Source organism: Peribacillus sp. RS7, from assembly GCF_041956845.1.
Taxonomy (GTDB): domain Bacteria; phylum Bacillota; class Bacilli; order Bacillales; family DSM-1321; genus Peribacillus.
The window spans coordinates 4,173,757-4,196,203 of the sequence record NZ_CP168135.1; the positions used below are offsets into that span (position 1 = coordinate 4,173,757).

General features: G+C 37.6%; 17 protein-coding genes. 9 read left to right on the forward strand and 8 right to left on the reverse strand.

Annotation, left to right across the window (positions count from 1 at the left end):
- Nucleotides 1-14: 14 nt before the first annotated feature.
- From ACDZ29_RS20980 to ACDZ29_RS20995, 4 genes are all read right to left on the reverse strand, one after another.
- The gene (locus ACDZ29_RS20980; protein WP_375088549.1) at nucleotides 15-275 is read right to left on the reverse strand and encodes an IS3 family transposase; all 261 of its coding nucleotides are present in this window, start codon (nucleotides 273-275) and stop codon (nucleotides 15-17) included.
- Between the two features lie 369 nt (nucleotides 276-644).
- Entirely contained in the window at nucleotides 645-1,967 is a 1,323-nt protein-coding gene (locus ACDZ29_RS20985; RefSeq protein ID WP_375088550.1) for a CitMHS family transporter, read from the reverse strand.
- Nucleotides 1,968-2,362: 395 nt separating this feature from the next.
- Complete coding sequence (locus tag ACDZ29_RS20990) at nucleotides 2,363-3,490, reverse strand: AbrB family transcriptional regulator (RefSeq protein ID WP_375088551.1); 1,128 nt, start codon at nucleotides 3,488-3,490, stop codon at nucleotides 2,363-2,365.
- Nucleotides 3,491-3,537: 47 nt separating this feature from the next.
- Nucleotides 3,538-4,398, reverse strand: a complete 861-nt coding sequence (locus ACDZ29_RS20995) for a LysR family transcriptional regulator (RefSeq protein ID WP_144478282.1) — start codon at nucleotides 4,396-4,398, stop codon at nucleotides 3,538-3,540.
- A gap of 268 nt (nucleotides 4,399-4,666) precedes the next feature.
- On the opposite strand from ACDZ29_RS20995, the gene tcuA reads away from it, so the two are divergent.
- Nucleotides 4,667-6,178 carry an FAD-dependent tricarballylate dehydrogenase TcuA gene (gene tcuA / locus ACDZ29_RS21000; protein ID WP_375088552.1) on the forward strand — a complete coding sequence of 504 codons (1,512 nt, stop codon included), beginning with the start codon at nucleotides 4,667-4,669 and terminating at the stop codon, nucleotides 6,176-6,178.
- 651 nt (nucleotides 6,179-6,829) lie between these two features.
- Here the strand turns inward: tcuA and ACDZ29_RS21005 are convergent.
- Complete coding sequence (locus ACDZ29_RS21005; RefSeq protein WP_169803979.1) at nucleotides 6,830-6,976, reverse strand: hypothetical protein; 147 nt, start codon at nucleotides 6,974-6,976, stop codon at nucleotides 6,830-6,832.
- A gap of 58 nt (nucleotides 6,977-7,034) precedes the next feature.
- Nucleotides 7,035-8,162: a 2-methylaconitate cis-trans isomerase PrpF family protein gene (locus ACDZ29_RS21010; protein WP_375088553.1), complete on the reverse strand. Its 1,128-nt coding sequence runs from the start codon at nucleotides 8,160-8,162 to the stop codon at nucleotides 7,035-7,037.
- A gap of 148 nt (nucleotides 8,163-8,310) precedes the next feature.
- Between ACDZ29_RS21010 and ACDZ29_RS21015 the strand changes: the two genes are divergently transcribed.
- Nucleotides 8,311-9,174: a LysR family transcriptional regulator gene (locus ACDZ29_RS21015; protein ID WP_034313052.1), complete on the forward strand. Its 864-nt coding sequence runs from the start codon at nucleotides 8,311-8,313 to the stop codon at nucleotides 9,172-9,174.
- Between the two features lie 241 nt (nucleotides 9,175-9,415).
- Nucleotides 9,416-10,726 (forward strand): CitMHS family transporter, encoded by a 1,311-nt coding sequence (locus tag ACDZ29_RS21020; RefSeq protein ID WP_375091188.1) that lies wholly within the window; start codon nucleotides 9,416-9,418, stop codon nucleotides 10,724-10,726.
- A gap of 94 nt (nucleotides 10,727-10,820) precedes the next feature.
- Here the strand turns inward: ACDZ29_RS21020 and yyaC are convergent, their stop codons facing one another.
- Nucleotides 10,821-11,393, reverse strand: a complete 573-nt coding sequence (gene yyaC / locus ACDZ29_RS21025; RefSeq protein ID WP_375088554.1) for a spore protease YyaC — start codon at nucleotides 11,391-11,393, stop codon at nucleotides 10,821-10,823.
- A 563-nt stretch (nucleotides 11,394-11,956) separates the two neighbouring features.
- Between yyaC and ACDZ29_RS21030 the strand changes: the two genes are divergently transcribed.
- The 4 genes from ACDZ29_RS21030 to ACDZ29_RS21045 all read left to right on the forward strand — a co-directional run bounded on the left by ACDZ29_RS21030 (nucleotide 11,957) and on the right by ACDZ29_RS21045 (nucleotide 16,109).
- Complete coding sequence (locus ACDZ29_RS21030; protein WP_375088555.1) at nucleotides 11,957-13,402, forward strand: alkaline phosphatase PhoX; 1,446 nt, start codon at nucleotides 11,957-11,959, stop codon at nucleotides 13,400-13,402.
- A gap of 57 nt (nucleotides 13,403-13,459) precedes the next feature.
- On the forward strand, nucleotides 13,460-13,687 hold the full coding sequence (gene tatA, locus ACDZ29_RS21035; protein WP_289324668.1) for a twin-arginine translocase TatA/TatE family subunit: 228 nt from the start codon (nucleotides 13,460-13,462) through the stop codon (nucleotides 13,685-13,687).
- A gap of 47 nt (nucleotides 13,688-13,734) precedes the next feature.
- On the forward strand, nucleotides 13,735-14,715 hold the full coding sequence (locus ACDZ29_RS21040; protein WP_375088556.1) for a bifunctional metallophosphatase/5'-nucleotidase: 981 nt from the start codon (nucleotides 13,735-13,737) through the stop codon (nucleotides 14,713-14,715).
- A gap of 1,166 nt (nucleotides 14,716-15,881) precedes the next feature.
- Nucleotides 15,882-16,109, forward strand: a complete 228-nt coding sequence (locus ACDZ29_RS21045; RefSeq protein ID WP_289316792.1) for a hypothetical protein — start codon at nucleotides 15,882-15,884, stop codon at nucleotides 16,107-16,109.
- Nucleotides 16,110-16,682: 573 nt separating this feature from the next.
- On the opposite strand, the gene ACDZ29_RS21050 is transcribed toward ACDZ29_RS21045, so the two are convergent.
- Nucleotides 16,683-17,441, reverse strand: a complete 759-nt coding sequence (locus tag ACDZ29_RS21050) for a GTP cyclohydrolase II (RefSeq protein WP_375088557.1) — start codon at nucleotides 17,439-17,441, stop codon at nucleotides 16,683-16,685.
- A 659-nt stretch (nucleotides 17,442-18,100) separates the two neighbouring features.
- On the opposite strand from ACDZ29_RS21050, the gene ACDZ29_RS21055 reads away from it, so the two are divergent.
- Together ACDZ29_RS21055 and rhaA are read left to right on the forward strand one after the other, a co-directional pair.
- Nucleotides 18,101-20,170, forward strand: coding sequence for a bifunctional aldolase/short-chain dehydrogenase (locus tag ACDZ29_RS21055; protein ID WP_375088558.1), 2,070 nt, complete (start codon nucleotides 18,101-18,103; stop codon nucleotides 20,168-20,170).
- A gap of 190 nt (nucleotides 20,171-20,360) precedes the next feature.
- A complete protein-coding gene (rhaA, locus tag ACDZ29_RS21060) occupies nucleotides 20,361-21,614 on the forward strand; it encodes an L-rhamnose isomerase (RefSeq protein WP_375088559.1) in 1,254 nt (417 codons plus the stop codon).
- Nucleotides 21,615-22,447: the final 833 nt, after the last annotated feature.

The following is a 22,447-nucleotide window of genomic DNA, read 5'->3' on the forward strand; positions in this document are numbered from 1 at the left end:
GTGACCCCAAAAAGTTAGAGTTTATACAAAGCAGTTAATTGGCTGGTGTGAAGGCGGTATTGAACCGGACTCATTCCCGCCAATTTTTGCTTTATATGTTTGTTATTATAGTAATCTATATTAGGTTGGACTGTAATTGACAACACAAGGGGTGTTGGTGATTCTTGATCGAGTAGCTGTAAAAGATTTTTTATTTCTTCATGCTCAATATCCCCTATTGATACTTCAATTTTTTCTTCACTAAAAATTTCTTTAGGAATTAAAAATAGTAACAAGAGCAATTGGTCATAAGCATCAAAGAACCAATTTTACCTTTTGCGTATTCATTCGTACGATCCCAAAGCTTCTCCATTAATTTATTTAAAACCTCCATAGGTAGTAACCCCAAACATTATCAGATGCAACATCTATTTAGGCTATTTTACTTAAGAGCGGTTTAATTTCATCTTCTTCTTCATTGTCTTTCAAATGGGATATTAGAGAGTGACATGTGAAGAATATGTATTTTTCTGTTAATGATATCAGCCATCGAGTTTTTCTTTCAAGAGTTGTTAGTTCAATTGGTCAAAAGTCCTTAGTAGTCTCTTTTGGAAAGGATCCTGCGGTTATTTCCTTGCAAAAAAGTATACAAGGACTTTTATAATTTACATAAAAGAAATAGCACCACTAATTATAGCTAATACGGTTAAGATTAACGATGTCAAGATGGCCCATTTGTATGCGAATTTCTGATATTCGCCAAGGTCTTTATCAACCATACCAACTAATAGAATGGTTGATGCAACAAGTGGACTCATTAAATGAGCGGGTTGTCCCAATATAGAAGCCCGAGCAATTTCTAACGGACTAATACCATAGGCTGAAGCTGCTTCTGCAAGAATAGGGAGAACTCCAAAATAATAGGCATCATTCGATAAAACGAAAGTGAATGGCATACTCGTAATGCCAACAATGACAGGGAAAAACTGTCCTAATGAAGCAGGTATTATCGCAACCAGTCCATTAGCAATAGCATCGACCATTTTTGTACCGGAAAAGATTCCTGCAAATACTCCAGCCGCAAAGACTAATAGAACAACAATTAGAGCATTTCCAGAATGTGCTAAGATACGTCTTTTTTGCATTTCCAGATTAGGGTAGTTAATCATTAAAGCAATAGCGAAACCGACCAAAAATAAAATAGGGGAAGGTACCAATCCCATAATAAGAATGACCATAATGCCTACCACAATTAATAAGTTAACCCACAAAAAACCTGGACGTTTAATGTCAATATGAGGAAATGCTTCAGTGGCTTCATTTTCTACAGTAGCAGCTATTTCATTTTTCAACTCTTCTATGTGTATTACACCCAGTCGTTTACGTTCTTTTTTCCCTAAAATAAATGCGACGAAAATAACCCAAATAGCACCACCGATCATGGTAGGAATAAGTGGAACAAAAAATTCAGATGCATCAAGTCCCAATACTGCTATTGCTCGGGTAGCAGGTCCACCCCAGGGGGTCATACCACTCATAACACTTAAAGCTAGCATGGCTACTGTGGCTAAAACCAATGGATTCATACCGATTCGTTTATAAAGTGGATACATAGCTGAAACAGTAATGATATACGTTGTTGTACCGTCTCCATCTAGGGCCACGAGTAGTGCAAGAATTGTGGTACCTATCGAAATTTTGACAGGATCTCCCTTGACAACTTCTAATAACTTTTTGATAAGTGGGTCAAATAAGCCCGTGTCTATCATAATACCAAAAAACAATATGGCGAATAATAATAGAGCTGCAGAAGGAGCGACTAGCTTAATGCCATCCATCATCATCGTGCCAATTTTACTTCCAAAACCACCAACTACTGCAAAAACGATCGGAACTAAAGTTAAAGCAACAATGGGTGATAAACGTTTGGACATAATTAAATAGGTAAAAACGGTAACCATGGAGATGCCTAAAATTGTAAGAAACATTATTAAATCCCCTCCTAAATTTTGAATGCGCTTTCAATTGATTTCTGGATGACTAAGAAATAATTTAGTGACTCTTCAGAAAAATTAACTGGTAGATTAATAAGTTTTACACTAGTCTTATGCGCTTTTCTTTATTAAAGGTAATACAGAGAGAACAATAAGTTAAATACATATTTTTTTTGTATTGGTATCAAAATAATTTATTCTTTAAAAAAGAATGGGGAGGAGAGCAAATAAAGCCATAGGATAAGTGATTCAATAACGAAATTTTTTTAATATTTAATGCTACTTTTAGTATCAAAAAAGAAGGTCATCATCTAAATATTGTGGATGATAACCTTCTTTTCTTTATAAATCAGACTTTTCAGTGTCCTTGAGCAAAGCTTCCTCCTTTTTTATTTAACATTTAGTTTTACATTACTGTTCTTGTCTTTTTTTCTTAAACTTAATTTTAATACCAATTTTAGTAATGGAGGCACTGCGGCATAAATAAAAGCCATCCGAAATAGTTGATAGCTGGTAACAGTGGATACATCAGCATTTACTTCTTGTGCGATGATTCCCATTTGATCCATTCCACCAGGGGCTAAACTTAAAAAACCCGTAATAGTCGATAAATCATAATACTGGGTCAGTAGAAAACTAAAAAACATTGTTGCGCAGATCAAAATTAGTCCGTTCATCAAAGCGAATAATAAGGTTTTTCTTTTGTTGTCAAGTTGTTCCGGTTTTAATAGTAAACCGATATGACCGCCAACCATAAATTGAGATATATCAAGAAGTGAAAGAGGAAGTGGTGGTCCCTGCAAACCAAAAAGGCCTATTGCAGCAGCAACGATTACTGGTCCTAAAAAGTAAGGAGCTGGTAATTTAAATATTTTACCTATTCTTGCTGCAAGAAAACAAATAAGCGCGAACAGAAAGATAAGAGGAAATAAATCACTCCACTCTGGAATAACGTTATCCATTATTTTAGATGAGTCATTAGTACTTTTCGCTGCAAAAATGGGACTGAAAATTAAAAGGGGAACTAAGAAAACAACCATTATCACTCTTGTAACATGGAAAAAGGTTACTGTAGTAATATCAATACCTTTCATTTCTTCTGCAAACACAACGATTTGTGACAAACCTCCAGGAATACTACTCGTTAAGGAGGTAGGATAGTCAATGCCGGAACATTTTGACATAACAAAAGCCGAACATGCACACACAAGGACAATTAAGGTTGTAAGGATCAACATTGAGGGAAGGTGACTAATCATATCAGACAGTGAGCTCTTGGTAAAGGAGATGCCTATTGAATAACCTACAATAATTAATCCAGTATTTCTCATCGAAACGGGCCAAATTAATTTAACGTTTTTGAAACGTGATGCAATTAATAGGGCTATCATAGGACCTAGAAGCCAGGGGATTGGCAACCTGATAAGAGAGAAAAGGCCGCCTCCAATAAGAGCAGTTAGAAGTGCAGCTGAAAATTGGGTTGTCTTGCTTGCATTATTTAAATCCCACTTTTTCATATCCATTCTCTTCCTTTGTATTAGTTTTACTTCGTTTCGTCTTGTTTCTATTGCTTAGAATCATTAAGAAAATCAATAAATGCTTTTACTTGTGCCAAATCCATAGTCACATCCCGATAAAAAACCCAAGTTTCTCTAAGCAAATAGCTATTATCGCTTAATACAATGGGGAAAGTATACAGTGGTTCATCATTTTTAATACAGATTTCTGGTAAAATGGCATATCCTAAACCATTAAGAACCAGTTCTTTACATGTTTCAATCCGATCTACCTCCATTGAAATCTTAGGTGGTACCGCAAATGTTTCCTGCCACCAGTTTTCAATAGTATTCCTTAACGATTGGTCTGTCTGATAATTAACTCTAGGAAGAAAAGGAAGTTCTTTTAATTCAATTTTTTTACTGGAGGCAATACAAATCTTTTCTTCTTGAAATAACACTTTATTTTCCTGCCATTTGTAAGGACCTCTAACTATCCCGAGGTGTGCTTCTTCTTTTTGAAGCATTTGATGAATTTGAGAACTCCATCCAGTTTTCAAACTGATTTCAACCTCTGGATATAGGGTTAGAAATTCTTTTAATAATACTGGTAGTTTATATCGGGCAAACAAGCCAGATACACCCAATCGCAAAGTTCCTTTTACTTTTTTATCCAAATTTGAAATGTGTTCTTTTGCAGCTCCTAATTGCTTACGCATATTTTTCGAATATTGAACGAGGTATTCCCCTTCAACTGTAAACTCGACACCTCTTTTGCCTCTAGAGATTAAATTTGTTTTGAACTCTTTTTCCAGCTGTTTTATACGATAGGATAAAGCTGGCTGAGAAATAAATAGTCGTTGTGCTGCCTTTGTTATATTTCTTTCTTCGTAAAGAGTAATTAATATAAGCCAGTCTTTCTCATCCATAAAATTTTTCTCCTTTAACCATAAAAAATATTTATGGGTAATTATAAATAATGATAATTTATTTGATTTCTAAAAGTATAATACAACTAATGAAAAAAGAAATCTATCTTTTTATGTAAATCAATAGACTCACTATAGTTTTGCGTTTCCAGTATTCTTTCATAAAATTTTTCTATGGCAATGAATAAAAAAACAATATTATTTTTATTCATTATTTTCACTTATTATTTACATGAAGAGTTATCACTACTTAACAGGAGGGGTAAAAATGTCAAATACACAAAATTATGATGTAGTTGTAGTAGGGGCAGGAAACGCAGCTTTATGTGCCGCAATCTCAGCAAAAGAGGGAGGTGCTAGAGTTCTTGTATTAGAACGGGGACCAGTGGAAAAGCGTGGAGGGAACTCTTTCTTCACGGATGGAGCCATTCGTGTTGCATACAATAATTTAGACGCAATCAGAAATATAATACCTGAATTAACAGATGAAGAATCCGAGTTAATTGTAATGCCTGAATACACGGAATCCGATTTTTACAATGATCTAATGCGAGTAACAGGTGGACAAAGTAATCCTGAGTTAGCAAAACAGCTGGTTTCTAGATCGTATGAAACAATAGCGTGGATGCGTGATCAGGGAATAAAATTTGAATTGAATTATGAAAATCAATCTTTCGTACAAGATGGCAAGCGCAATTTCTGGGGAGGACTGCCTATCAAAACGGAGGATAAAGGCGTTGGCTTAATGAGACAGCTCTTTGCGCGTACAGAAGAAATTGGCATCGACATTTGGTACGATTCACGTGCTGTGGAGCTTGTATCAGAGCATAACACAATAACCGGTGTCGTTGTTGAGAAGGATCATACAATGGTAACTGTTCAGACATCCGGTGTGATTTTGGCTTGTGGCGGCTTTGAAGCCAATAAGAAAATGAGAAGTGAAAATATTGGTGAAGAATGGGAAGCGGCTATTGTTCGTGGAACCGAGTTCAACACTGGAGACGGCATTTCCATGGCTATGGCAGTCGGGGCTCAAAAATTTGGGCAGTGGTCTGGATGTCATTCTATTGGGACAGATTATAATGCGCCAAAAGTAGGGGACTTCACGAAGCCGGGAGATATTTTTAAAAAGCATTCTTATCCGTACAGCGTCATGTTTAATAATGAAGGGAAACGGTTTGTTGATGAAGGAGCAGATTTGCGAAATTACACCTATGCCAAATACGGCCGTGAGGTATTAAAACAGCCTGGACATGTGGCATATCAAATTTATGATGCACAGGTACGCCCGATGCTGCGTAAAGAATATGACCTTGAAGAAGCGACTATTTATAAGGCAGATACGCTTGAAGAGCTGGCTAGTTTACTGCCGGTCAATCAAACACAATTTCTGAAAACGATCGAAGAGTATAACAGTGCCGTACAAGATGGCGAGTATAGACCCGCAGAGAAAGATGGCAAAGGAACGAAGGGAATTACCCCTCCTAAATCCAATTGGGCCCTTCGAATTGAGCAAGGGCCATTCTATGCTTTCCCTGTAACGTGCGGAATCACCTTCTCGTTCGGTGGCTTGCGTGTAGATACAACGGGTCATGTGTTAGACAAAGAAGAACAACCGATAAAAGGTCTCTTTGCGGCTGGTGAAATGATTGGGGGGATTTTTTATGAAAACTATCCTGGTGGATCCGGGTTAATGTCTGGAGCTGTCTTTGGAAAATTAGCTGGTTCATCCGCAGCCCGCTATACTCAAGAAAAGGTTGAAACGATCAATAATCACTGAGTCTTTTCCTTGAATGGTTTATTAGATAAGAATGTGTCCAAAAAATAATAGAGATACGTGAAGTAGAAGAATGAAAAATAGCCAAGGCTTAAAAAAGTCCTTGGCTGTTTGGTATTTTAACATATTAAAAGTCTTTATGCTTTGACTAAAACTCATATCATATAGGTATATAAAAGGTCAAATTTAGTAACAGTTTATCTATTGGAGTTTTTTCAGGTGGAGTGATTGTATAGCTTTAAGCGTCCTGATGGCCAAACAATAAGATTCTTCATTACTAGCTTTTCGAGTTCAGCACCAGCTTGAATGGATCAGATGGGCATAAACGAGTATGAAGTCAGTTCTAACTTATCAAGATTTACCAGTTATATTGCTATTTATCACTCCGATGCTAAAATTCAGCATGAAAAAGGGTTTTGGATTTGTATATTGGTATTTTTCTCTAAACAAGATGATAGATAGCAATTAGCTTTTTTTAAATACTATAGTAACCATAAAAATCTGGTTTCAGTATCTGTACCCTAATTTGTATAGGGATTTTAGCTTATCTGGGGAAATTCACTTATATTATATTCTCAATCCTAGTTTATTATTAAATTTGAAGACATGGTTTAGGTGAAATACATTAGAGTTTGGGCTCTTTTGAAGTCTCACTTATACAAAACAAGGATCATTGAAGTAAACAATTTCGGAAAGAATTTTAGTGCCTTTCATATTTTTGAATAGTTCTTTCGCTTCTTTTTCTGTGTCAAATTCAAATATTTTAATATTTTCTTTTAAAAAGACAGTGATGACCCACATTTGACAAGCCCCCAAGTGATAGAAAATTTTTTTGCTGTAATTTGCAGATCAATTCGAATCAAGCTAATTGAGAGGAAAGCTCGTAATTTTTTTTCGTGTACACGTATCCCTCCAAAATGATTCTTGCTGTGCGTACCACTTTAATAGCACGTATGTGTCCTGCCAAGAAATCAACCTTTGTTTCCATTATCCCCGCAGGATGGGCTAATCGGAAAATTTCGTGTTTAATGTTCACCATCTCAGATAAAACCGTTTCCTGTAAGTAAGCCCCTGCTGTAGCACAGATGGCTCCTGTAATAGCAAGCGCTTGATGAGGCTTTTGCATCGACATCATTCGGATCATCAAATCCATCTCTGACGCTTTTCTTTCCGATCCGTTTAGATCGACGTAATCCATAGGAGGAGCAATTAGGGTCATTTTAGGTACAGCAGGAGATTTGACAGTAGCTGATTTCTTATCGGAAAATTGACACATTTCAGCTGCAATTGACCGAATTTCTTCCAGTTCATTTAATTTTTCCTGTGAATAATCAGTGGGTAATTCGGTTCCGCTTAGACCAATATCCTGTGCCTTTACAAAAACGAGTGGATTGGCAACATCAATAATTGAAACTTGAATTAGTCGATCCTTGGTCTTAATCATGTCAATCGGATTTCCTGTAGGGAAAAGTTTTCCTGTAACTGCTCCTTCTGCACGAGTAAAAGAAAGATAAATAGGTGATCCTTTACCAGGCACCCCAGGTATTGAGCAGCATCCTTCTGATTTCACTTGTCCATTTTCAACCTCTACTTCTGCAATAATCAATTTTTGTGTATTCACGTTAAAAATTTTCACCGTTGTAACAGGTTCTTTTACAGGGACTAATCCTTGCTCAATTGCGTAAGGTCCTACAGCAGATGAAATATTTCCACAATTTCCTTTAAAATCAACCATTTGATTATCGATGCTGATCTGAGCAAATGTATATTCCACATCGAATTCGGGTGAATCTGATTTTTTAATAATCGCTGCTTTACTTGTCAATGAATTCGCTCCTCCAAGACCATCAATCTGTCTCCGATCCGGACTGCCCATCACGTCAAGTAAGAAACCTTCCCAGTGTGAGTGATTCGAAGGCATATGTTCAAAGTTAAGGAACACACCTTTACTTGTCCCGCCGCGCATTACAACTACTGGTACTTTCATTGTATAACCACCTTTTCTCAACCAATATTTATAGCACTACCGGTTCCTTTGAAAATATAGTATGATAAGTTCATTCATAAGTAAAATACATATTTTTTTAGTAAAAATGATAAAAAAACTTATAATCCAAAAAGTGGGAGATGGTTAAGTGGACGAAAAAGATTGGATTGCGATAAGGGTACTATATGAAGAAAAAAACATTAGCCGTGCCGCAGAGCGTTTATATATATCGCAGCCGGCGTTAACGTACCGGCTTAAAAATTTAGAAAAAGAATTTAGCACGAACCTATTTTTCAAAATAAAAGGAGGCATTGAGTTCACTTCAGAAGGGATACATTTAGCGGGCTATGCGGAAGAAATGGTGAAAAAGTTGCAAAAAACGAAAGATTATATGCTGAATATGAAAAATGAGGTAAGGGGAACGTTAAGGCTTGGCGTTTCCAGCAACTTTGCCCAATATAAACTACCAGAAATATTGAAAAAGTTTTCAACACAATATCCTCATGTACAATTTAATGTGAATACAGGCTGGAGTACTGAAATCATGCATCTTCTGGATTCCTCTAGTGTTCAATTAGGCATTCTGCGTGGAAACTATGAATGGTATGGAATCAAATCGTTACTGCATAAAGAAAGACTTTGTTTAATTTCTAAGAAAGAGGTAGACTTGGATAATTTGCCAGAACTTCCATTCATAAATTATAAAACCGACAGTTCTTTAAAAAACTTAATAAATGGCTGGTGGCATGATAGATTCCCGGAGCCACCATTTGTAACTATGGAAACAGATCGGCAGGAGACGTGCAAAGAGATGGTCAAAAATGATCTTGGTGTTTCTATTCTGCCAGAAATATGCCTGCAGCCTTCAGATAACTTGCATACATACGGGTTATCCTACAAAAATGGGAAGCCGGTGTTAAGAAATACCTGGTTAATGTATAACCAGGATTCATTAAAACTCTCTACCGTGAAAAACTTTATTGATTTCTTGAATAAAAATTCCAATCTTTAACGAAAAAGCACAATGAAATTATTGACAATTTCATTGTGCTTTTTTGATTTCTTAATTTAATATAAAATGGATTATAAGTTTTTTTTTCGAAAAAGTACAAAAAATATGTATTTCACTTATTTAATGATATGAATTATTCTAAAAATAGAAAACGAAGCAACAGAGAAACAGAAAATAATATGTAACTATTCAAACTTTTTATCTGATTTGTAAGCGGTTTCTTTAATAGGAGGGGATTCATATTCTAACGTTACTTGGAATTTCAATGGTCGTTGTCTTTACTTATTTAATCATGTCTAAACGGTTATCACCTGTTACTTCTCTTGTAGTCATTCCAATTATCTTTGCATTAATTGGCGGATTTGGTCCAGAGCTTGGAGATATGATGCTCGATGGAATAAAGGTTGTCGCACCTTCAGCCGCTTTGCTATTGTTCGCTATTTTGTTTTTTGGAGTTCTGATTGACGCTGGATTATTTGATCCACTTATTAAAACTATGTTGAAAATCGTAAAAGGGGATCCGGTTAAAATAGCGATAGGAACAGCAGTAATCGCAATGACCGTTGCCTTAGATGGTGATGGTACCACGACTCATATGATTACGATTTCCGCTATGCTGCCTCTTTACTTACGACTTGGTATGAATCCACTTATTCTTGCCACTATTTCTATGCTGGCTGTCAGTATTATGAGTGGTATGACTCCTTGGGGAGGACCTGCAACTAGAGCAATAGCATCTTTAGGTCTGGATGCAAATGAATTCTTTGTCCCGATTATCCCAACACTATTCTCAGGAATAGCAGCTATTCTTTTTACCGCTTATGTACTTGGTAAAAAAGAGCGCAAAAGGCTTGGCGTTGTTTATATCAAATCTGCACCTGAAATGAAAGGGGCTCTTGCTGAAGCAGCGGTAGCTTCCGCCATACAAGACGATTTAAAGCGCCCTAAATTAATATGGGTCAATCTTTTGTTGACGCTCACAGTCATGGTTGTTCTTGTAATGGGCTTAGTACCGATACCGGTGTTGTTTCTAATCGGGTTTGTGCTTGCTTCGATCATTAATTACCCTAATTTAGAACAGCAAAAAGAGCGAATCGTGTCACATGCTGGAAACGCTATAACCGTTGTCACATTAGTATTTGCGGCTGGTATTTTCACAGGGATCTTTTCCGGAACCAAAATGGTAGACGCCATTGCAAATTCATTAGTGGCCATCATTCCGGATTCTTTAGGCTCTTTTTTACCAATGGTCGTTGCGTTCACAAGTATGCCATTTACGTTCGTTTTATCCAATGATGCTTACTACTTTGGTGTTTTGCCAATTCTTGCCGAAGCAGGAGAAGCTTATGGGGTGAGTCCTTTAGAAATTGCTAGAGCTTCCGTACTGGGCCAGCCTGTACATTTCTTAAGTCCACTCGTGGCCTCGACTCTATTACTGGTAGGGATGGTAAAGACAGATATCGGGGAACTACAGCGGTATGCATTTAAATGGGCTCTAATTTGTTCATTAGTCCTTATCATTGTTGCTATCTTGACAGGGGCTATTATTTAAGTATAACGTTATCTAATAAATTCTTCGAACTTAAACAAATTAGGGCTGTGCCAAAACCAATTATTATTAGTGGTTTTTGGGACAGCCCATTCTTTTAATAAGGTCTAGATGTCTCGCCGGTCGCTTGAGTAATGATTTTTACGATTTTATTCGCCAGGTTCATAACCGTGTATAGACGAGTATCATTTAAAAATTGTATTGTTGGCAGCGGATCTATATAATTGACCATTCCTATAATATGATAGTCTCCCACTTCAGGTAATACTTTTTTTAAAGCTTTCCCCGGGACAAGAGGTCCATCCTTCAAGAAAACATAACCGACCTGGTTTTGATCCCCTAAACAAGCATCCACACTAAAAATAAGAGGCTTTTTGAATTGTTTTTTAATTTCTTTCAACGTGTCTTTTAAATTAAATGCATGAACGGGATTTTCCAAGGTACCGTAAACACGATAAGGCACCGTATGTTCTTTAAGCATCGTCCCGACTAAAGGGCCCAATGAATCCCCAACTGATCGGTCTGAACCAATGCACAGAAAGATTACATCTTCATTTTGGCATCCTGAAGATTGAATAATCTCTTTGACTTTTAATGCTAAACTGTTTATTTCTTCGCCTTTTGGTTCCACAGAACAAATCTGCTCCCTCTTTTTGTAAATTAGACTCATTTTGATTCCACTTTATTCTATTATACGAATTAAAAAGATATCATGCATGTAAATATGAGCATATGCTTGAGACTGATGGCTATTTTAAAATTATTAGTATTTAACACTTTGAAAAATGGCAGTAATTCAAAATATGCCCTTTAATTTATTTGGCGATGAAGTGGGAGTAGGTTTACAACTAGAATTTTTCTAGATCAATTATATAGCATGTCTTTAACCGATTCCTTTTTCAAAAATTCATTAGATTTGGGTAGAACTAGTTTGTCAAAGTGTATCTCTTATATTTACAAACTATTAATAAGCTTTAATAATCTGCATCGGTCTTTTTATGACAAAATCCTTAGTTTTTCTCCAATTTGGACTCATACCACCTATTTTATGTGAAAATTTGGTTATAACCATCTTCTTTATTCATATAAACCGTGACTTTTGGTTTATTTTTCATGCGAAGGAATAAAATCACATGGGATTAACAGAGCATTTAAAAAGGTCTGTTAATTTTGAGGGTAGAGTTTGCTATTAGGAATATAGCATTCCTCAAAAAAAATTTGGAGGTAATGTTGATGATATCTAGCAATAGCGGTTTAAACAGACGTAATTTCTTAAAAGTCGGCGGAATGAGTACTTTAGCATTAACACTTGGTTCAACGGGGCTATTTTCTCTTGCAGGAACTACAAAAGGATTTGCAGCGAAATCTAACAATCCAACAAGCGGATTTGGTGGATATGGCCCACTAGTAAAGGATCCAAATGGAGTTCTTGATCTACCAAGGGGATTTCATTACAAAATGCTTTCACGAACTGGTGATATCATGCCTAATGGTGACCTTGTCCCTTCTGCTCACGATGGAATGGCTGCCTATAAAGGAGAGAAGGGTACAACCATTCTTGTAAGAAACCATGAAAATGGAACAAATTCAGATTACCCTGTAAACGGAAAAAAACCTTGGAGCGCTGGTGCTGCCGGCGGCACAACCACGTTAATCGTTGGACAAAATAACAAAGTCATTGATCAGTATGTATCAAGTTCAGGTACAATCCGTAACTGTGCGGGTGGAGCTACGACTTGGGGTACTTGGTTAACAATGGAAGAAACTCGTGATATGGGACATGGCTTTGTATTTGAAGTAAATCCGCTTGATCCTGAAAACGAAATGTCAAGAACACCGATCCGTGATATGGGTTATTTCTCCCATGAAGCTGGGCATGTCGACCCTTCAACAGGAATTTGGTATTTAACGGAAGACGCAAGTCCAAGCTTCTTGTACCGTTTTACACCACATGACCGAAGCCAAAAGCTAGGTTCCCTTCAAAAGGGCGGTACCCTTGAAGCAGCAGCGATTGATGAATTACCAGCTGCAGCTGCAAGTCAATTTAGTACTAGACAAAAATTCGGGATCGTTTGGAAAAAATTAAATCCTGAAATCGCACAGCAAGATGCTAAGGATAAAGGCTGTATTCAGTTTAGCCGCTTAGAAGGGGCTTATTTTTCAGAAGGTACTTTATGGTTTGATGATACAAGTGCAGGTTCAGCACGCCTTGGCCGGGTTTATCGCTACACGCCAGCGACAAACACCTTAGAACTATTCTATGAGTCTACTGATAAAAATGATTTAGAAGCACCAGATAACATTACAATCACACCTTGGGGAGATCTTTGGATCGCCGAAGATGGTGGCGGTAATGACCGTATTGTTGGATTAACTCCTGACGGAAAAATTTATACTTTCGCTGAAAATATGATGAATGGTTCTGAATTTGCTGGCCCTACATTTTCTCCAGATGGAAATACTTTCTTTGTAAATATGCAAACACCAGGTATCACCTTTGCGATTTGGGGACCATTTGCACGCAGAAATTCTACCCGTAGACGAGCTATGAACCAGGCTCTACCGCCAGCTAGTCTTGCTCCTGTTGTTTCGGATAAACTTACTGCATTCGCAGAAGAACAAGGCATGTCTTTATTAGAAGCAGCAGCTTTAGAACGTCATGGTATGCCAATTTTATAAGTAATGATCACATTTTTTTAGTACTAACAAACCATCATTGGATAGGAGGTGAGACGTTTGTTATCTAGCATTGGCATTCCTGGCCTAATTCTCATTCTAGTCATTGCGTTAATCATTTTTGGTCCTTCTAAATTACCAGAAATTGGAAAGGCTTTTGGAAACACTTTAAAAGAATTTAAAAAAGCAACAAATGATGTGATTAGCAATGACAAAGAAGAAAAAACTAACTCTGAAGAAAAAAATAAACTAGTAGCTCTTGAAAAATCCGAAAAGACTGGAAACTAAATAACTTGTTTTACAATTTAATAGAGTCATTGCTTGGAGGAAATAGTATGAATAAAATGAAAAATGATTTATTGACGGGCTGCTTTTCGCTGGCGATGGCTGCCGCTTTCGTCGCAATGCCCGTTATGGCAGATGCGGAGGAAAAGCTCAAGGAGGGGGAGAAGTTTGAACTCACCATTCTCCAGACGAATGACTTTCATGGTCATTTGGATGACATCGTCACGCTGGATGATGGAACCGTTCATCACAATTCTATTGCGAAGTATGCCACCATCATTGAAAATGTGCGCAATGAAGAGGAGAATGTGCTTCTTGTTGATGGCGGGGATGTCTTCCTACGCGGCGAGTTTCAAGCGGGGCAAGGTGAGTTGGAGACGTCTCTTTTGAAAGCTTTGAACTATGATGCGATGGCTCTCGGAAACAACGACTTCCGCGTTTACCCTGCCGGAGAGGGCACACCGGACAGCCGTTATGAACAGTTAAAGGATTACCACCGCAACGTGAATTTCCCCATCCTTACTGGTAATGTCATTGTCAGGGAAACAGGAAAGTACATACAGAATGTAAAGCCTTGGAAGAGTTATACCTTCACTGGCGTAAAAGTCGGCATGATCGGCCTTACTTCGATGAAGCCGGAAATTCGCGGTTGGGATGATGTAGCAGATCTCGATTTCATCGAACCGGTTGAAGCGTTGAATGCGTTGCTTCCTGAAGTGAGTGAAAAGTCGGACATTAACATTGTCCTTTCGCATGCCGGAAACCCTGAAGACCATAAGCTGACTCAGGTTCCCGGAGTTTCGGCGGTAATCGGCGCAGATACACACAAGGTCATCAAAACTCCCGAATACGAATTCAACGGAGAGGTGATGGTGCCAATTACTCAAGCCGGCGGAGAACAAGAACATTATTTGGGCCGCCTGGATTTGGCTTTTGAAGTCGTTGACGGCAAAATGACGTTGGTCGAATCCGATGGATTCCTCTACGACGTCACAAATGTTCCGGCAGATCCGAGATACAAGCGATTATAGACGATTATCGTGCAGAGTTGAATGCGCAATAATCCAAATGATGTCTTCATAATTGAGGTATGGACAGAGCGAGGTTATTCGCTTTGTCGTTTCTTTATTAATTATGAAATAAGAATGCAAGGGGTTGTCCAGAAAGTCAGTGAAAACTAACTGACTGGCGGCCTTTTTATTTCTGCTCTTTTCCCGCCCTTTCCACGGTCGAGCGTCGAGCTTAGTGTAGATTTTATCTGTGTCCTTTAGCTTAATTCCGCTACTTAATTAACAAGGTTCGTTAGTTTTTTTATGCCATTTATAGAAATTGCGAAGGATTTTAATTAAATACCATGAAAATAAACTTCTGTAACTGATAAAAAAGACAATACCAAAGAAGACCCATTCCATTCCGTAAATAATGGAACCAATAAAAATACCCTTAACTAATGAATCACTATAGGATTTTATTCATCTACAAAAGTTCCTAAATAATCGCAGAGAAAAATAATTTATTCCTTTTTGATTTGTGTAGACGGTGCAGCCTTTTTTATTTGCTGAAAATCGATTGAAATAGTACTAATGAGTTCATTGACCAAGTTTCATTCATATAGAGATAACCTGATTTTAAACAATTCTCGATATTCATTAACAACCAAGTATATTTTGCCCGCTGATGGTCATTATAAATAAAGAAGAAGGGGCTAGTGATTACGTATGATTCACATCATATAGTAAATGAGGTGTCGGTTAAAGACGTTTAACTTAACTACTGGAAGCTTCATTAAAAAATCGATTCGAGCAAGGAGATGGTTCTCTTGCACGTAAAAGCAGAAAACTCATTCAATAATTGTCATTTATGCTTTGAAAGTTGATAATACTTTTAAGATATAGGGGATGGTTGCTTTGGATGGTAAACTCTAGTCAGATACCAGTATTTACTCTAATGTAGATGAGGTGTTTATCGCAGAGAATTTATGCTGATTCGAAATGAAGCAAACCCCTTTTTCAGACAGGGTGCAACTTTCCGTTGCATCCTGTTTTTATGTATTTTCTTTTCTTGTTATCACTAGGGTGAGCCATTTTATGTTATAAAAAGAACACAATAAGGAAAAGCATATGTGTAACAAGATGATAAAAAAATAATACACTAATATCGGAGAAGGCATAAATCAAACAAGAAGGATGGGATCCTGATGGTTGATGAAAATAAACAAAAAAACAAACGGGAACAATGGAAAAAGCAATTTATGAATAATCTGAAGAAGGAAGCTGTCAAAAATATCATAGCAGGAATGGGAGACCTAGCAAGATTAGATGCTAAAGTCAATAATACTTACACTGTATACATCAAGGATGGAAGGATGATAAAGCAACCTACAAATGGGAAGCGTGTTGTCATTAATGGAAAAGTACAAAATTAACAGAGAAGAGTTAGGAAAAACATTAAGGATTTCTTTATTAATTTAACTCAAGCTCCTCTTCAATTAAAAGATTTCTACAATCCAATTTTTAATAAAGAAATAATGACAAGGAATCACTGCGATGGCTGGACCACCACAATTGTTATAGGGATGATTCCCATTCCTGAGCAGCATAAGCAAATAAGGAAGGTAAGGTCATCAAACTTGTAGCTATTTGGACATAGGGTATATAACAACAACATATAATATGATATAAAAAGAGGAGGGATATGCCCTCTTTTTTTTTAATTCATCCAAAAATTTGCGATTGAATTAAATGACATTGTGAGGAACTCTGTATTAGATATGTCTTTATGGAATAAATTTCTTCTTCAACAACTAGTTTGGTCGAATCGAAAATCTTTTCTTACTTTTTATCAAATAATCTTTTACACATTTGATTTCCATGACAAATGATTTTTTTAAAGGATATTTACAGGATAATACATTCAACAATTCTTGTGGTTCCCCTGGTTATTCCAACAATTCGGATTCGTATAAACCTATTCAGGGGTATAACCAATTTCAAATCAGTCATTCATTTTTAATATCTTTTAAATGACCGGAACGTACGACTTTAGTTTTTAAATATTTTTCATTAAACTCGGAAATATCTCCCCATAACGGAACTCTGCCTGCAACATTGGCACCTGAGTTTTGAAGGGCTTCTAATTTTCTCGGATTGTTGGTGATAAGAGTCACTGGATTAGAACGCAGGTTTTTTAACACTCGAATGGCGTCATCATAGTTACGTGCATCATCCACAAATCCAAGCTCCAAATTCGCTTCCACCGTATCCAAGCCTTTTTCTTGCAGAACATAAGCCATGGCTTTACTAAATAATCCGATGCCTCTTCCTTCGTGATTCGCTAAATAAAATAAAGCACCAGATCCATGAGTCGCAATCATTTTCATAGCCTGCTTTAATTGAAAGCCACAATCACAGCGTTTGCTGCCAAATATATCCCCAGTATGACAAATACTATGCATACGGATAAGGGCATCGGAGGAGCTTTGAAAATCTCCATACAGTAACACACTTGATTGCTGCATTTCCGCTAAGTTTGAAGAGGCTAAAGTTTCAATGATGTTTTCTATATTATAAGTGCCGTCACCACAAAAATGACCTGCCATATTCTCACATCGTAACCAGCAATACCATTGGAATATAATTGTTTCGCCCTCTAAGTTAACTGGTAATTTGATGGGGCCGACTAAATAAATGGATGTTTCATCACTTTTAATAACGTTAATTTTATCTTCTAATATCATCGCCACTTTTTCATTAATCATATAAACTTCCTCCCGAAACTTCTAATACTAGGATAACGTTTACTAGTTCATTTCATATTGTACCCAATCCACTCTTTTGTGAATCTTTGATAAATAGAAACAAAAGCTCCAAATGTACAAAAACGAAAGACAACAGCAAAAGGTTAACTCCATCTTTGGTGTGAAACCCCATGTCCATTTCTTATTTGAACAGTAACTCATATAACCTCAATAAAGCCACAGCACCGATTTTTCAAATGGAATTCGATTAAAAACACTGTATCCCTTAATTTCAGTAAAAAGGATTGAGAGGCATTATTGCATCATCGATGGTATTTGGGTTAGCAAGAAGTTTGTCTGCAGCTGCCTGTTTACCCGGGAAAATGATGTCTTTCCGTAGGAAATGTCCTGAGAAGTCTTTGGGAAGTTTTGCATCTGTCTTTTTCTAAGATGGAAGGGACATGGTGTTTACATTCATGGTCATTTGTTGTTCTTACGTTTATTTTACCTTGCAGAATGATTTGGATTGTCGAAAATGCGGATACATCCTTTGTCTTTCACGCTCAATGATTTTAATTTTTTTTGTAAAATTGGAACGATTAAAAAAACTTCTTCAAATGGAAACAAAAGTGTTATACAATAAAACAAAGATAAATAAAGATAAACGGGGGTAAAACAAATTGGTTAATAATTTATGGGATGATAAAGAGGCCTCAAAAGTAACATCTGGAGTAGAAGAACTGGTTTATCGGTCTAATTTAATCGGTACAGATCGAGCCGTCTGCAACTGGGGAGGCGGCAATACATCCATGAAAACAATGGAAAAAGATTTTCGTGGCCGGGAAATTGAAGTCATGTGGGTTAAAGGAAGCGGTTCCGACCTTGCGACAATGAAAGCGGGCAATTTTACAGGTTTGAATCTAGCGGATATTCACCCTTTAATCGAGCGTGATGAAATGCCTGATGCAGATATGGTTGAATATTTGTCACACTGCATGATCGACAGTAAGCATCCACGTATGTCGATTGAAACTTTACTTCATGCCTTCCTTCCCTTTAAACATGTTGACCATACACATCCAGATGCAATTATTAGTCTTTGCTGTGCAGACAATGGAAAAGAAGTCGCCAATGAAATTTTCGGTGATCGTTTTGTCTGGGTACCATATGAGCGCCCTGGCTTCACTTTGTCTAAAATGATTGCAAAAGGTGTGAAAAATAACCCGCAAGCCGAGCTTGTTTTAATGGAAAAACACGGATTGGTTACTTGGGGTGAAACATCGAAAGAAGCCTATGAAAAAACCATTTCGATCATAACGGAAGCAGAAGAGTTTATTAAAAGCCGCCAGCATGAAGAAGATGCATTTGGTGGACAGGCATTTGACTCTTTACCTGAAGCAGGGCGCAAAAAGGTACTTGCTTCGATTATGCCGGTTATCCGCGGTGCTGTGGGCGAGGAGAAAAAAATGCTTTTAACCTTTGATGATGGATATGATGTCCTGCAATTTTTGAACAGCAAAAATGCGGCAGCCTTATCACAAGTCGGTGCCGCTTGCCCGGATCACCTTGTACATACAAAAATGAAGCCGCTTTACATTAACTGGGATCCTCAAAATGAACGGACTGAATCCTTGGTGGAAAAAGTTAAAGCGGGTATTCAACAATATAAGGAAGAATATAAGCAATACTTCGAGCGCAATAAAAACGAAGGAGATGTGATGTTTGAGGCGGCACCACGAGTTATTTTGATTCCAGGTGTCGGAATGGTCAACACAGGCAGAAACGTAGCCATGGCAAACGTGAGCGGAGCACTTTACCATCGAGCGATTTCGGTTATGAAAGGGGCAACAGCACTTGGCGAGTTCGTATCTCTCAGTGAAAATGAGTCATATAACGTTGAATACTGGCCACTCGAGCTTTATAAATTGTCTCTTTCGCCGGCAGAAGCCGAGTTCTCACGCAAAGTAGCCTTCATTACAGGCGGGGCGGGCGGTATTGGCAGCGCAACAGCACGGCGTTTAGTTTCTGAAGGTGCCCATGTAGTTCTAGCTGATTTAAATATTGAAGGTGCTGAAAAAGTTGCGGATGAAATCAATAAAGAATACAGGGAAATACGTGCTGCAGCTTTTAAAATGGATGTCATCAGTGAAGAGCAGGTACAGGCTGCCTTTGAGAAATCAGCTCTTACATTTGGCGGAATTGATATTATCGTCAACAATGCCGGCCTTGCCACATCCAGTCCGTTTGATGAAACAACCTTAAAAGAATGGAACCTAAACATGAATGTACTGGGGACAGGCTATTTCCTTGTAGCACGTGAAGCTTTTAAGCAAATGAAACAACAGGGAACAGGAGGAAATATGGTATTTGTCGGATCGAAAAACTCTGTTTACGCTGGAAAAAATGCTTCTGCTTACAGTTCAGTCAAAGCACTTGAAACACATCTAGCACGTTGCATTGCAGTGGAAGGCGGGGATTTCGGAATCCGTGTTAATTCTGTTTTGCCAGACGCCGTATTACAGGGATCTTCCATTTGGGGATCGGGTTGGCGTCAAGAGCGTGCCGCTGCATACGGAATAGAGCCAGACCAGCTTGAAGATCACTACAAAAAACGTACGACATTGCTAGTAAATATATTCCCGGAAGACATTGCTGAGTCCATAGCGTTTTTCGCTTCATCAAAATCAGACAAAACAACGGGTTGCATGGTCACTGTAGACGGCGGTGTACCTGGAGCTTTTAATCGCTGAATAGGTTTTGGCTGTTTTCTTGGATTTTGTTGCTTTAAGTGGAGGGTTTGTCAGAGGTGAAATCAATCTATCCAAAAATAATAGATTAAGTATGTACTGCCCATTGTGATAAGTGAAGAATATATGATAAGGAAAAGGTAGTAGGAATCATGGAGTGAACTATTCAATCCGTTAAAAAGGATGGGACGATATGACAATTAAAGAACAGTACGAAGCGGCGAAACAAGCGTATGCGAATTGGGGAATTGATGTGGATGCGGCACTCGAAACTCTGAAAAAAGTGCCTATTTCGATTCATTGCTGGCAGGGCGATGATATTGGTGGATTTGAGTTGAACAAAAGTGAATTATCGGGCGGAATTGATGTGACGGGCAATTATCCAGGAAAAGCCACTACGCCGGAAGAGCTACGCATGGATCTTGAAAAAGCGTTATCGCTTATACCGGGGAAACATCGGGTCAATTTGCATGCCATTTATGCGGAAACAAATGGAGAAGCAGTCGAACGCGATCAGCTTGAGCCAAAGCACTTCGAAAACTGGTTGAATTGGGCTAAAGCAAACGGTCTTGGTTTGGATTTTAACCCGACACTGTTTTCCCATGAAAAAGCAGCAGACGGCTTGACACTTTCTCATCCAGATGAAGAAATACGTGAATTCTGGATTGATCATTGCATCGCCAGCCGAAAAATCGGAGAGTACTTTGGTCGTGAACTCGGCATGCCCTGCTTAACAAATATATGGATTCCAGACGGCTACAAAGATATTCCGAGCGACCGTTTGACACCGAGAAAGAGATTAAAAGAATCCCTTGATCGAATTTTTACAGCAGAAGTGGATGAAACATGTAATTGGGATGCAGTGGAAAGTAAAGTATTCGGTATCGGTTCCGAGTCATATGTCGTGGGATCGCATGAATTCTACCTTGGCTACGCACTGAAAAATAACAAAATTTGCTTAGTGGATACAGGTCATTATCATCCGACTGAAACTGTATCGAACAAAATTTCTTCGATGCTATTATACGCTGATAAACTGGCACTTCATGTTTCGCGCCCGGTTCGATGGGACAGTGACCACGTCGTAATTTTAGACGATGAGCTTCGTGAAATTGCGCTTGAAATTGTTCGCAATGATGCATTAAACCAGGTGATCATTGGTCTTGATTTCTTTGATGCCAGCATCAACCGTGTTGCTGCCTGGACGATTGGTACGCGTAATATGATTAAAGCCCTCTTATATGCCTTACTTGTACCGAACGATCATTTGAAAGAACTGCAAGAAAAAGGGGATTTTACTGAGCGACTGGCATTAATGGAGGAATTTAAAACCTATCCATTTGGTGCAATTTGGGATTATTATTGTGAGAAAATGAATGTGCCGGTAAAGGAAAGATGGCTGACGCAAGTGAAAGAATATGAACGTGATGTTTTAGCAAAGCGTTAAATTAACGGGTTATCCTGAATCCGCAAACCGATGTGTGACTAATTCCGCTGAATTATATCGGGTCTATCGATTCGTCCCGGGTGAATGGTCTGGAATTTCCGAAGTATAACGATGAAATGGAGAAAAAGTAAAAAAGTTTTTGTTTAAATTAGAAAATTAATATAGTTAAAAGGAAAACTTATGAGAAAGGTAATTCCTTTATAAAATATACCTATAACGATCTATGACACAGGTCTTTCTATGGGTATATTTTATTTTTTTGATTGCACGTAAATGAATAGACATGAAAGCTAGTCAATTTGTACTCGAAATGTTAAATCCGGAATGAGAGTATCGTACTCCATATTGATTTAATCAGTTGAAAATTAGACTGAGGATTGAGGAAGAATAATTATGGTAACCTTTTCTATAGACTGCTTTCTAATTTTCCAATACAACTAAAATTGAAACACTATGAGCAAGTGAAACTATATAAAAATATTATTTGAATTTTATAAATGTTTGTATAATTTGAATTGACAAACCTTTCAAAAACAGTAAAAATCAATAATAAAAAGAAAAAAATGATGGGATTCAAATGTACAATAGAGGTTTTTTTATACATAAAGAGAAAGACCTCCACTCTTGATGCTAAAACACGATTTTTCCTGTTTCCATTCCACTTTTCGTGTAAGTTAGTAGCTGAACATTACAGAGAAGGTCATAGCTGGACAATAAATTGTAGGGAAACCTGAAAGTATATAAAGGTTTTCCTATTTTAGTAATGAAAGTAAGGTAGTACTCCCGGTAAGATCTATTATTTATGAAACCGTTTTCTTGGATAGTAAGCAGTA